This is a genomic window from Nocardia alba NBRC 108234 (genome assembly GCF_001612665.1).
In the GTDB taxonomy this organism is placed as follows: domain Bacteria; phylum Actinomycetota; class Actinomycetes; order Mycobacteriales; family Mycobacteriaceae; genus Nocardia; species Nocardia alba.
Genome location: NZ_BDAX01000033.1, coordinates 22849 through 35828 on the forward strand (window position 1 = coordinate 22849; position 12980 = coordinate 35828).

Consider the following 12980-nt stretch of genomic DNA (forward strand, 5'->3'; position numbering starts at 1 on the left):
TATTGCGCAACCGTTCTCGACTTTCGCTGGACAGCCGTTGCCACGGAACCGATTCGACCGTGCAAAGTGGCTCGACTCGGAGTCCAGCGGTGACCCGCACCGTGGTCGGCGATCGGTTTGTCCACTGGAAAGGGTGACGATGCAGACGACACAGATTCCCGACGTCCGTAAGAATGTGACGGTGCCGGTCGACCCGACCCGCGCGTTCGAGATCTTCACCACCCACCCGTCGGTGTGGTGGCCGCCCTCGCATGTGCTGTTGCGAACCCCGAGGGTCGGATTGAAGATCGAACCGGGTGTGGGCGGGCGTTACCTGGAATGGGACCGGACCGGTCTGGAAGCGCAGTGGGGTGTAGTGACCGTGTGGGAGCCCGCGCGACGACTGCGGTTTACCTGGCGCGTCGGTGCGGACTTCCGACCGCTGAGCACCGATGACGGCGCTTCCGAGATCGATGTGAGTTTCGCGGCCGCGCCGGGAGGCACGCGGGTGGAATTGGCGCACACCGAACTGGGGCGGCTCGGTGACGCGGGTCGGGCGCTGCGGGCTGCGTTGGACGGCGAATCGCCCGGGGAGACATTGGAATTGTTCGCGTTGGCCGTCGAGAAGCTGGGAGCGCGACCATGAGCACGAGCGCGTCGCTACAGAAACTGTCACCGCACTGCCGCGCTTACCTCCAGCCACCATGGGGGTGGTGTGTGAATAACGCCGGCGTCGTGGTCGGAAGCGACCGGACGCTGTTGATCGATACCACCGCGACGATCGACCGAACCCGCGCCATGCGGGCGGAGCTGCACGCGGCGGGTATCGGCGATCCGCGCTACATCGTCAACACCCACTTCCATGGTGACCACACGTTCGGCAATTGCGTTTTCGACACCGCCGAAGTGATCGGTACGTCCACCACGGCCCGGGAGGCAGGCGACGCGGGCCTGGCGCTGTGTGGTCTGTGGCCGGCGGTCGACTGGGGTGAGATCACCCTGGTGGCGCCATCGATCCTTGTCGAGGATCGGCTCGGCATGGATCTGGGCGGGGTCGAGGTCGAATTGTTCGACGTCGGCCCTGCCCACACCTCCAGCGATCTGGTGGTCTGGGTGCCGCGGGAGCGGGTGTTGTTCACCGGGGACGTGGCCTGGAACGGGGTGACGCCTTTCGCCCTGATGGGGTCGGTCGACGGATCGCTGGCGGCGTTGCAACGGCTGCTCGAGTTGGACCCGGCGGTCGTGGTGCCGGGACACGGCGATGTCGGGGGACTGGAGGTACTTGAGCAGACTCGCCGATATCTGTTGTGGTGCAGGGATCTTGCGTTCGAAGGCCGTCGTGAGGGGATGTCCCCGCTCCAGGTGGCACAGCGGGCGTGGTCGGAGGGGACCGTGCCGGAACTGTCCGAGGCCGAGCGGTTGGTGGCGAATCTGTTTCGGGTCTACGCCGAATTGGATGGCGTGCCGACAGGCGGCCGTATCGATATTCGGGAGCCGTTCTCGCAGATGTCGGTTCTGAGCGGGGCGCCGCCGCTGTCGCACGCCTGACACCGCGACCACACGAGCGTCGGCGAACTGATCCGGTTCGCCGACGCTCGTGTGCTCAGTGGTTCGCGGCAATATGCCGGGCCAGGCGTTCGGCCGTGCCGAACTCCAGTGCGGCCTCGGCGCGAATCCTCGCACCCAAGGCCTTGTTCAGGCGATTGCGCAAGTCGATGCTCAGCAAGGAGTCGAAGCCCAGGTCCCGAAACGAATCAGTCGGGCCGACCTCGGACAGATCGTAGCCGAGCACGTCGGCGGCTTCGGCGCGGATCAGTGCGAGGATATCGCCCACGCCGGGCTCGTCGTCGGCGCCCAGGTCGGTGGACTCGGGTGGCTCGGTGAGGTGCGCCGCGATCACCGTCGGCGCGGGTAGGTCAGACGCCGCAGCGAACATCTCCACGCCGTGAGCGGTCGACAGTGGATGAATGCCGTTGCGCCGCAGCAGTGCGCCGCGGTCGGCGTCATCGAGATGACCGGTCAGCGTGGTCGGCTTGTCCCACAGGCCCCAGGCGATCGACTGGCACGGCAATCCCAATCGATGCCGGTGCGCGGACAGGTGATCGAGAAATGCGTTCGCCGCGGAGTAGTTGGCCTGTCCCGCGGTGCCGAGTATCCCGGCGATCGAGGAGAACAACACTAACCGGACTGGATCCCGCTCGGTGTCGGCGGTTGCGGTGGCGATGTGCAGGTTCACCGCGCCGGCGACCTTCACTGCCATCGTCGCACGCAACTGCGGCTCGGTGAGGGTGGCGATAGAGGCGTCGTTGACCAGACCCGCCGCGTGCACAATCACCGTGGGCCGGTAGGTATCCACCAGGGTGGTGACCTGGCGCAGGTCGGTGATATCGCATTCGGCGATATCGACCCGGTCGGCGCCCACACGGCGCAGGCGTTCGGCCAGTTCGCGCGCACCGCCGCCGTGTCGGCCCGATCTGTTCGCGACAACCATATGCTTGGCGCCGTCTGCGACCATGTATTCGGCGATTTCGGCGGCTATGCCCGACGCGCCGCCGAATATGACACAGGTTACGTCGCGTCGTCGGTCGGGGATCGTTACCACAAGTTTGCCGGTATGGCGGGCGCGGCGCAGTCGGGCCAACGCCAGATCAATGTCGCGGATGTCGTAGGAATGGGTCGACGGCAACGGGATTCGCCCGGTCCGAGTCAGCTCGATCAGGGTGTCGAGTACCTGCCCGATCCGGGCAGGGTCCATGGCCAGAATGTTGTACGCCGCGTACTCGACCTCTGGGAAGTCGGCCGCGACCCACTCCGCTCTGCGGATATCGGTTTTGCCCATCTCGACGAATCGGCCACGGGGGGCGAGCATGCTCAACGACGCGTCGATCGCCGGCCCGGACAGCGAGTTCAACACGATATCGACTCCGGTTCCCGCAGTGACGGCACGGAATCGGTCGACGAATTCGAGCGTGCGCGAATTCGCGATGTGGTCGGCGGGGATACCCAACTGCCGCAGGTGATGCTGTTTTCCGGGGCTAGCGGTAGCGAACACCTCGCATCCCATTGCCCGCGCGAGGTGGACAGCGGCCAGACCGACGCCGCCGGTGGCGGCATGCACCAACACCCGCTCACCCGGTTTGGCTGCCGCTACATCGGTCAGGCACTGATAGGCGGTGACCGAGGCGATCGGCAGCGCGGCGGCCTGCGCGAGGGACCAGCCCTTCGGGATCGGCCGGACCTGTGCGGCCTCGGCGACCACGACAGGACCCAGCGATTCGGAGAACACCCCGAACACCCGATCTCCTGCGCGCAGGTGCGACACCTCGGCGCCGACCTCGATGACACGGCCCGCGCCTTCGCTGCCCATGGTGGTTTCAGTCTTCACAAGATTCAATGCCACCGCGATATCGCGGAAGTTCAACCCCGCCGCCTCGACCCGGACGCGGACCTGCCGCGATCGCAGCGGTGCCGTCGCCGCTGGCCACGGCACTTCGGCCAGATCGTCCAAGGCGCCTCGGCGGGTCACATCGATCCGGTACCCGTCGCGGGGGACGGGTACCGCCACTGACGGGACCGGTTCTACGGTGGGAACGAGAATCCGGCCGTCTCGCACCGCGACCTCCGCCACTCCCAGACCAGCGGCGGCATGGACGAGCGCGTCGCTGGCGTCGGTGTCGGTATCGACGATGCGGACCCGACCGGCTAGTTCGGTGCCTGCCGATCTGGCTGCCCCGGCCACCGACGCGCCGATCAGACCGGTCGCTGGATCGTGCGGTGACGTCGCCGCGGCCTGGTGGGTGACGAATACGAGGACCTGATCGGTTGTCTGCGAGGCGGATCGGACGGCTGTGACGGCCTGCCACGTTCGCGCCATCGCGATCTCGGCCCAATCTTCGGTAAGCGCGAGTTCGCGATCGTCGACATCAACCAGGACTACCGGCTGTTCGCGAAGTTCGGCGAGCCGGTCGGTGACAGTGTCGGTGAGGGGGATTGTCGAGAAGTACGTGACCGGCTCCTCGGGCTCGGTCGCGCGGGCCGTCCATCGGCGCTGTCGCAGCAGCGGTGCGGGGACCGGCTCGCCGTGCACAGGGCGGAAAAGGACTTCCCGGACATCGAATACCGACTCGCCATCGCTGGTTTCCGCGTGCACCGACGCGCTCGCGGGCCCGAGCAGGTCGCAACGGATCCGCAGGACGGTGGCGGTGGTCGCGGTGACCGAGATACCACGCCAGACGAACGGCAGCGCCAGTCCGGACCAGGCATGGGATAGCACCGCGTGCAACGTCGCATCCAACAGAGCCGCGCGCGATCTGCCTACGGTGACCTCCGACGGCAGATGTACCTCCGCGACGATCACTGACTCACCCCGCCACGCACGGGTCAACGCACGGAAACTTCCCCGGTAGTCGTAGCCGCGGTCTGCCAGCCGCCGGTAGACGTCAGCGACATCGATGGCGGCCAGGTCCGTCGGCGGCCAAGTCGCCCACACGGGTCCCGACACGGGTTCAGATCGGTGTACCGCGATCGCGGTCGCGGTTGTCTGGAATTGCCCATCGGCCCCGCGCCGATGTACCGCCATGTCGTAGCCTGCCGGGATCGGTGTCGCGGTAACGGTGACCGTGCAGTCTGCCTCCACCTCGATCGGGGCGGTCAGCGTCAACTCGTCGATGATCAGGCCGGGCGCTGTCTCGGTGAGCATTTCGATAACGGCGGTGGCGGGGACGATCGCCTGCCCGGCGACCACATGTTCGGCCATCCAGGGATGCTGGGCGAGCGCGACGGTGGCCGCGATGGCTCCCTGTGGTAACTCGACACGGTCCGTGACGAGCGCTCTGCCCGCCACGGTGGGGCTCGCGGAGCCCGCCGAGGGAGTCAGCCAGAAGCTGCGTCCGGAGAACGGTGTCGGCGGGGCTGTCGGGGCGGCTGAGAGGGCCACGGTGCGTGCCCGATCCAAGCGGGCCTCACCGATCAGCAGTTGTTGCAGACCGCCGCTGTCACGGCGTAGCGAACCCACGACGTCGACCTCGACACCGTGATCTTCGGCGATCTGCTCGATCACCGGGGGCAGCAGCGGATGCGGACTCGACTCGACGAAGGTCCGCAGATCGTCGTCCAACGCGGCCGTGACCGCGGGCCAGAACCGGACCTGCTCGCGCAGCGACCGGTACCAGTAGGCGGCGTCGAGTCGTTCGTCTGCCGACAACAGACGGCCGAATACTGTTGAGTACAGCCGAATCTCGGGGATGCGCGGCCGGATGTGGGAGAGGTCGTCAAGCAGCCGTTCCCGGATGGGCTCCACCGCTGAGGTGTGTGAAGCGTAGTCGACGTCGATCACGCGGGTATCGATCCCGGCGGCGCGCGCGGCCGCCTCGACCTGGGCCAGATCTCGCGGGACGCCACCGATCACGGTGGACCTCGGACCGTTGATAACCGACACCTCGATATCGGTGCCGGTCCGCTCGACCAATTGCGAGGCAAGCGTGGCCGAGCACCGCAGCGTCAACAGCCCGCCTGCCGCGACAAGGTCACGAATGGCGCGACTTCGCAGAGCGACGACCGCGCAGGCGTCTTCGAGGGTCAGCGCACCCGCGATGTGGGCGGCGGCGATTTCGCCTTGTGAGTGGCCGATCACCGCAGAGGGCGTGAACCCGTCGGCCTGCCAGGCCCGGGCCAGTGACACCATCACGGCGAACAGAGCGGGCTGTACGACATCCACCCGGTCGAGATCTCGACCCGCCAACGCTTCGAACAGATCCCAGTCACAGTGGGGTCGAAGGGCATGCGCGCAGCGGGTGAGCGACTCGGCGAAGGCAGGGTGCTGTTCAAACAGCCGCAGGCCCATCCCGGCCCACTGGGCTCCCTGGCCTGGAAATATCAGGACCGGGTCGTGGGCGGTCGGCGAACTACGCACCAGATGTCCGGGAGCGTAGGCACCGAGGCCGTCGTCGGCGGCCGGGTCGGCGCGGAGGCGGTCGAGGCCGCTGGTGAGTGCGTCGAGGCTGTCTCCGATCACGCCGACCGACTCGCCTGTCCGGGACCGGCCCGCCAGAGCGGCAGCCGTGGTCGCCAGGTCACCGCGATCGGCGGAATGCAGATGCTGCCTCAGCGCCCTCGCGTGACGGGTCTGGGTGACGGTGTCGGGGGCGCTGACTTTCAGTCGCACCGGTGCGATGACGGTGTCGTGACGACGCCCGACCGGATCGCCTTCTCGCACCACTACGTGGGCGTTGGTGCCGCTGATCCCGAAGGCCGAGACCGCGGCCTGTCGCGGATGGTCGGATGCGGGCCACTCCATCGCATCGGCCGGCACCGCTAATCCGCCTGCCTGCCAGTCGAAGTCGGTGGTCAACGGTTCGGCATCGACGGTGGGCGGAATCGTGCGGTGCCGAAGCGCCTGGATGGTCTTGATAAGTCCGCCGATGCCTGCTGCGGCCTGCGTGTGCCCGATGTTCGATTTCAACGAACCGACCCATACTGGTCGACCAGGAGGGCGCGCCGAGCCGTAGGTGTTCTGTAGGGCTGCCAGCTCGATCGCGTCGCCTAGTGGAGTGCCGGTACCGTGCGCCTCGATCAGATCGATATCGGCGGGGTCGACGCGTGCATCCGCCAATGCCCGACCAATGACCTGTTCCTGGGCCCGGCGGCTCGGTGCGGTAAGCCCATTGCTGGCGCCGTCGTGGTTGGTGGCGGTCCCGGCGATGATTGCGAGCACGGTGCGACCCTCCCGACGGGCCTGTGACAACGGCTGCAACAGCACCGCGCCCGCGCCCTCGGACCAGACCGTACCGTCCGCAGCGTCGGAGAACGTTTTGCAGCGCCCGTCGGGGGCCAGACCACCCTGCCTGCCAAAGTCGATAAACAGGGCATCGGACGGCATCACGCACACACCGCCGACCACGGCCAGATCGCATTCGCCGTCGCGTAGTGCCCGCACCGCCAGATGAACCGCGCTTAGCGATGAGGAGCACGCCGTGTCCACCGTGTAGGACGGGCCGGTCAGGCCGTAGACATAGGCGATCCGGCCCGCGATCACACTGATCGAGTTCCCCGTGATCCCATATCCCTGCACATCTTCGCCCCGGTCCGCCAAACGCGGCCCATACTCTTGCGACATCGCGCCGACGAATACTCCGGTCTGTGTACCGCGCAGACCGGCACGATCGAGACCTGCCGCTTCGAAAGTCTGTGCCACGACCTCGAGCAGAACGCGTTGCTGCGGATCCATCGCCAACGCTTCGCGCGGGGATATGCCGAAGTGGGTGTTGTCGAAGCGGTCGACCTCGGCCAGAAAATTTCCCGGAGGCACAGTCGCAGTGATACCGCGCTCGGCGGGGAATCGGCCGGACACCGTGGTTCTGGTATGCACAAGCTCCCACAATTGGTCCGGACCGGCGATGCCACCGGGGTATCGGCAGCAGGTGGCGATCACGGCGATTGATTCGGGAGGCGAGATTTCAGTGCTCATGTGTCGGTCTCCGAGATGAGGTAGTCGACCAGCGAACGGGGTGAGGGGTAGTCGAAGAGCAGAGTCCGTGGCAGCTGTCGGCCCAGGCGCCTGTTCAGGGCGGTGCGCAGGGCGACTGCTGCTCTCGAATCGAGACCGATGTCGGTGAAGGAGCGGTCCAGGTCGGCACTGGTGATATCGCCACTGATGGCGGCGTTGACGAGGTCTTCGACCAGTTCGGTGATCGGCGGCGAGTTTTTCTCCGCCGAGCCGAGCGCAGGATCCACGGTGGCGCGGATCGGCGGCGTCACGACGCCCGCCGATATCGTCGGGTCAGCGCGTCCCGGATCGAACCCCTTGTACCAGTAGCGGTTTCGGGCGAACTCGTAGTGAGGGACGTCGGTATGCATGGTCGCCGGGTGCGGGTTCAAGCGATAGCCGCCTGCGGCCGCCTGCGCGATCGCGGTGACAAACGCGTCCACCTCCCGATCGCCGTCCATGAGTGGAGTGGCCAGGACTTCTCCGTCGAGGCAGTCGGTGGTCATGGTCGTCAGGCTGTGGCCGGGACCAACTTCGACGAACCAGCGGCCGCCCAGAAGATGCGCTCGGTCGACGGCATCGGCGTATCGCACAGGGCGGCACAGGTGCCAGGCCCAATGGCCGGGCCAGTCGAAGGTATCGACGGCATCGACGGCGACTTCGGCGCCGTCCAGGCACGAGATCAGGCGAGGGGCGCCCTGTGGCGGCCGCATCCAGGCGACCCGGCTCGCGGCGGTAGCGAGTTCGTCGCTGATCGGACGCATCAATGAGCAGTGGCCCGCACGGGCGACCCGCAGTGTCCTGGTATGGATTCCGCGCAGACGAAACTCTTCGGCCATGGCGGGCAGATCGGCGGACGGACCCGCCAGGACTGTGTTCGACGGACCGTTCATCCCCGCGATATCTATGGTCGGGAACGTCGGGAGAATTTTGTTGACCTGGTCTACTGAGGCCATCGTGGCCAGCATCGCCCCGGTCGGCGGCAGCGAATCGATCAATCGCCCTCGATCACGCACCAGCAGGCACGCGTCTTCTAGGGACAGCACTCCGGCCGCGTACGCGGCGGTAATCTCACCTTGGGAATGGCCGAGGACGATATCGGGAGTGATGCCGAACGAGGCGAGCAATCCGAGCAATCCGGTCTGGATGGCGAACAACAGCGGCTGGGCGTAGTCGAGGCGGTCGAGATCGGCGTCCTGCCACAATAGGTCGACGATATCGCGTTCCACCAAGCCGTTGAGAATGTCGGCGGTCTTGTCGAATGCCTCGGCGAACGCGGGATAGGCCCGATACAGGGCGGTGCTCATCCCGGGTTTCTGCATTCCCTGTCCAGGGAAGGTAAAGACGACCTCGCCGGGAGCGGGTCGCTCGATAACGGTGTCGGCGGGTAGGTCTCCGGCCGCCAGGCTGCTCAACTGCAACAGTGCGTCGGCGCGATCTCGAACGGCTGATCCGATACGGACCGGACCGTGCGGATCGCGGAGGGTCTGCCACGCTCGGGCGGCCACCGTCGTCGGGTCGCAGGCGGCGAGATGCGCTCGCAATCGACCCGCCTGCACACGCAGGGTCGCGTGGTCGCTGCCGGATACCAGCAGCGGCGCCGGGAATACCGCGGACGCGGTGTGCTCGACGGGGTCGCATCCGGCCAGCACCACGTGCGCGTTGCTGCCTCCGAGGCCGAGGGAGGTCACCGCGCCGTATCGTTCGGATGGACGCCCGCGCCACGGCTGAACGGTGATCGGGACGTCGAGTCCGGATCCGGGCAGGTCGATGGCGGGGGCGGAGCGGTGGAAGTGCAGGTTTGGCGGTATCTGGCCGTGCTGGATGCTCAACGCCACCTTGATCACGCCCGCGATACCCGCGGCCGCTTCCAGATGGCCGATATTCGTCTTCACCGAACCCACCCACAGCGGATCCGCGGCGGTGCGGGCGCTGCCGAGAACCGCCGTCACCGCGTCGATCTCGATGGGATCGCCGACACGTGTCCCGGTGCCGTGCAATTCCAGATAGCCAAGCTGATCAGGGTGAACAGTCTCGGCGTAGACGGCGTCGAGCAGACGGGCCTGCGCCTGGGAACTCGAGGTGGTCAGCGACCCCGCGGCCGCGTCATGCCCCACCGCAGTCGCCACGACGGAGGCATAAGGGGCGCGCCCAAACAAGTGCTGGTGCGCGCCGGTAGTGAGGATGACGACGCCGACCCCTTCGCCGCGGACGATTCCGTCGGCGGTCGAATCCAGGGTGCGGCAGCGGTGCGTCGGCGACAGCACGCCCAGGCTGTCGAGCACATCGTCGGTTTGTGGGTCGAGGTTCAGATGAACGCCTGCGACGACGGCCACGTCGCAATCACCCGAACGTAGGCAGGTCACCGCGGTGTGCAGGGCGGTCAGCGACGAGGACTGTCCGGTGTCCACGACCATGCTGGGGCCGCTCAGGCCAAGGATATGGGAGACGCGATTGGCCAGGAACGTTCGGCTGGTGCCGGTCAGGGTGTAGGAATCGACAGCGCCGTCACGCCGGACGAGGTGCGCGTAGTCCTCATTGGAGGCGCCCACGAACACGCCCGTGGTCACCGCCGCCAAGGCCGTGGCGTCGACGTGGGCGTCGTGCATCGCGTGCCAGACCGTTTCCAGCAGAATTCTCTGCTGCGGGTCCATCGCGGCGGCTTCGTGGCCAGACACGCCGAAGAAACGGGGCTCGAAACATTCGACATCGCTCAGATAGCCGCCCGGCCGTCGAGGCCCCCGCCAGGCGGGCGGATCGGCGATCGCGTCGACACCCCCGATGAGCAGATCCCAGAATCTGTCGACGGTCGTGGCGCCGGGCAACCGGCAGGCCAGGCCGGATATGGTGATCGGGATCGCCGCGCCCACCGCGGTGGCTTCGATATCGGTGTCAGATCGCTGCCGCGGTTCTGTTTCGCCCATATGTCGTTGGTAGCGGCCGGTTCTGGAGAGGCGCCGGAGTTCTCTGGAGGATCACTGGATCGAGAAGACCACCCACAGGTTCGGGCGCGCGCGGTGCGCCGTTCTCCTCCGGCGATATTCGAGTTCGTGGCCGGACTATCGTGGCCATGACAGGTCGAAATACCGCCACTCGCGATACCTGGCGAAAAGTTCGCCGCGTCATCGACACCATCGCGACCTACGTGGGTCCGGGACTTCTCGCCATGGGTTTGACCCACATGTACGTCGACGCGTCGTTGGCGGCCTTTCTGCGGGAGCAGGCCCACGCCAGGTCACGCGGCCCACGCTCGGTGCCGTGATAGATACGATATATGCACATCAACGAGCCGTCCTACCTACGCAACGCAGGTTTTCTGCTTTCCCGGGTGGGTGCCATGTGTGAGTCGAGCTGGTTCCGGCTCATCAACGCCGAAGGCATCGGGCAGGTCGAATTCGCGCTCATGTCGGTCCTTCGGGCCAACGGCCCCATGCGGCAACGGGATGCGGCTCGCGCGGCGGGCATCGAACCGCGCAACGTCGTGGGGTCGGTCGATCGGCTCCGGCACCGTGAACTCATCAACGCCGAACCCGCGGCACACGACAGGCGGGTCAAACAGCTGACCATCAGCGGCGCGGGCGAGCAGTTGCTCACGCGTCTCGGTAACCGGCTCGGCCAGGAAAGCGAGAGTTTCCTGAACCCACTCGACGAACACGAGCGGCGTGTGCTCACCGACCTGCTGTGGAAGATGTACGCGCACAAGGTGATCGACGAAGAGTTACGCCCGCAGCCGCCGCAGTCCTGAATCCGCGGACCGAGCCCGAAGCGGGATCAAACCGCGAACCCGAACTCCCGCAGCACATTCCGCAGGCCGGTTGGGCGTTCGGCGGTGCGGCGGGGTTCGACTAGAGCGAATCTGCAACCCAGCGCCGCCGCGCCTCCGTCGGAGGTCAGACTGTCCCCGACCATCAGCGCGTCCTCGGCCGCCACGCCCACCTTCCGCAACGCCCACTCGAAGATGCCTGGATCGGGTTTCATCGACCCGATCTCGTAGGACAGTGCGAAAGCGTCGATGTGCCGGTCCCACCCGCGTGTGGCGAACGCGGGACGCACGTCGAAGGCGATATTGCTGACCACGGCCACCGGAATCGACTGCGCACTCAACGCTTCCAGGACCACGCCGGTGTCGGGGTAGGGTGTCCAGTAGCCCGGATCAATGAGACGACCGTAGAGCTCCTCGGCGCGGGCCCGGTCGGCTCCCGACTGCCGCAGCACCTCCAGATAGGCCGCTCTGTGCAGGGCGGGATCCAGATCCCTGCGCTCCCATGCGTCGCGGGTCGGCTCGTCGAAGTCGGCTATCACGCCGACCGGCGCGGTCATACGGTGCAGGAGGCCGTCCAGGTCGGTAGACGGGTCGGTCTCCCAGGATTGGTCAGCCTCCAACCGGAACAGCGTTCCCGAATAGTCGAACAACACCGCGCCCGGTCGTGTCTCACGGGAACTCACAACGACGAACCTAGCCGATCCCGTGCCGGCGAGGCCGAACCTGCGCCTCGACCTCGCCGGTCGCCCAGCGCGCGGACGCCGGGCCGCTGCCGTCAGCCCGCGAGCTGATCGAGCAGCCGGCCGCCCGCGTTGGGCTCGTCTAGCGCGGGCTCGGACGTGAGCACCGCGCTGTGCAACTGCTGTAGTCGCGCCGAGGGGGCGACGCCAAGTTCGGCGCCGAGATTGGTGCACAGGCGGCTGTAGGCGGCCAGCGCCTGCGATCGGCGCCCCGCGCGGTAGAGGACCACGATGTACTGGCCCGCGAAATTCTCGTGCAGAGGATACCGAGAGGCGAGTTCGGCGAGTTCGCTCAGCAGCGAACGGTACTTGCCGAGTTGCATTTCCGCCTCGATGACCTGCTCGAGGGTGACCAGGCGGCTCTCGTTGAGTCGGGCGAGATCGACCGACAGAACGTCGCCAACCTCGACATCGACCATCGCCGGCCCGCGCCACAGCTCGAGCGCCGAACGCAGCAGTTGCGAGGCGGCGGCCCATTCGCCTTCCTGGAAGGCATGTCCGCCCCGACGGACCAGGGAATCGAAAACGCGGCTATCGATGTGCGAGGCATCGATATTCAGGCTGTAGCCGCCGGTCCTGGTCGCCAGCACCTCCTTGACCGCACGTCGTGCGCTTGCGTCCTCGATCGGACCGCCGAGCGTGCCGCCGACGATACAGCGGCGCAGTTGCAGTATGTAGGTCTGCATGGTCGTGAGCGCACTGCGCGGGGGTCTGCCTCCCCACAGCTCGTCGACGATCGTCGCGGCGGACACGACCCGACCGGATTCTAGCGCGAGCAGCGTGAGCAGCTGGCGAGGTTTAGCGGCGCTCGGCGTGACTTCGTGATCGCCGTTGCGCGCATCGAGCGGGCCCAAGATCTTGACGTCCAACAATGTGTTCCCCCAAGCGTTTGACTGGCGTTCGACCCTGTGATCGGCGCTGATGTGGGTCGCTTCAACGTCCGTGACCAGCCTATTGACCACTCCGATGGCGGGCCAGTGGACGACGCACCAGTTACCCCTGCGCTGCGCATACC

The 12980-nt window shown here is 66.7% G+C and carries 8 protein-coding genes; 4 read left to right on the forward strand and 4 right to left on the reverse strand.

Annotation, left to right across the window (positions count from 1 at the left end; genetic code table 11):
* Window positions 1–139: 139 nt before the first annotated feature.
* Both NA12_RS28390 and NA12_RS28395 read left to right on the forward strand, forming a co-directional pair.
* Window positions 140–625, forward strand: coding sequence for an SRPBCC domain-containing protein (locus NA12_RS28390; protein ID WP_067458171.1), 486 nt, complete (start codon window positions 140–142; stop codon window positions 623–625).
* Between the two features lie 71 nt (window positions 626–696).
* A complete protein-coding gene (locus NA12_RS28395) occupies window positions 697–1527 on the forward strand; it encodes an MBL fold metallo-hydrolase (protein ID WP_207905674.1) in 831 nt (276 codons plus the stop codon).
* Between the two features lie 55 nt (window positions 1528–1582).
* Here the strand turns inward: NA12_RS28395 and NA12_RS28400 are convergent, their stop codons facing one another.
* Both NA12_RS28400 and NA12_RS28405 read right to left on the reverse strand, forming a co-directional pair.
* Window positions 1583–7444 carry a type I polyketide synthase gene (locus NA12_RS28400; protein ID WP_067458176.1) on the reverse strand — a complete coding sequence of 1954 codons (5862 nt, stop codon included), beginning with the start codon at window positions 7442–7444 and terminating at the stop codon, window positions 1583–1585.
* On the reverse strand, window positions 7441–10386 hold the full coding sequence (locus tag NA12_RS28405; protein WP_067458179.1) for a type I polyketide synthase: 2946 nt from the start codon (window positions 10384–10386) through the stop codon (window positions 7441–7443). The genes NA12_RS28400 and NA12_RS28405 overlap by 4 nt, the downstream gene beginning before the upstream one ends.
* Window positions 10387–10532: 146 nt before the next feature.
* On the opposite strand from NA12_RS28405, the gene NA12_RS28410 reads away from it, so the two are divergent.
* On the forward strand, window positions 10533–10724 hold the full coding sequence (locus tag NA12_RS28410; protein ID WP_067458183.1) for a hypothetical protein: 192 nt from the start codon (window positions 10533–10535) through the stop codon (window positions 10722–10724).
* Window positions 10725–10736: 12 nt separating this feature from the next.
* Window positions 10737–11207: a MarR family winged helix-turn-helix transcriptional regulator gene (locus NA12_RS28415; protein WP_067458185.1), complete on the forward strand. Its 471-nt coding sequence runs from the start codon at window positions 10737–10739 to the stop codon at window positions 11205–11207.
* A gap of 26 nt (window positions 11208–11233) precedes the next feature.
* On the opposite strand, the gene NA12_RS28420 is transcribed toward NA12_RS28415, so the two are convergent.
* Entirely contained in the window at window positions 11234–11908 is a 675-nt protein-coding gene (locus NA12_RS28420) for an HAD family hydrolase (protein WP_067458188.1), read from the reverse strand.
* A gap of 92 nt (window positions 11909–12000) precedes the next feature.
* On the reverse strand, window positions 12001–12927 hold the full coding sequence (locus tag NA12_RS28425; RefSeq protein ID WP_207905675.1) for an AfsR/SARP family transcriptional regulator: 927 nt from the start codon (window positions 12925–12927) through the stop codon (window positions 12001–12003).
* Between the last annotated feature and the right edge of the window lie 53 nt (window positions 12928–12980).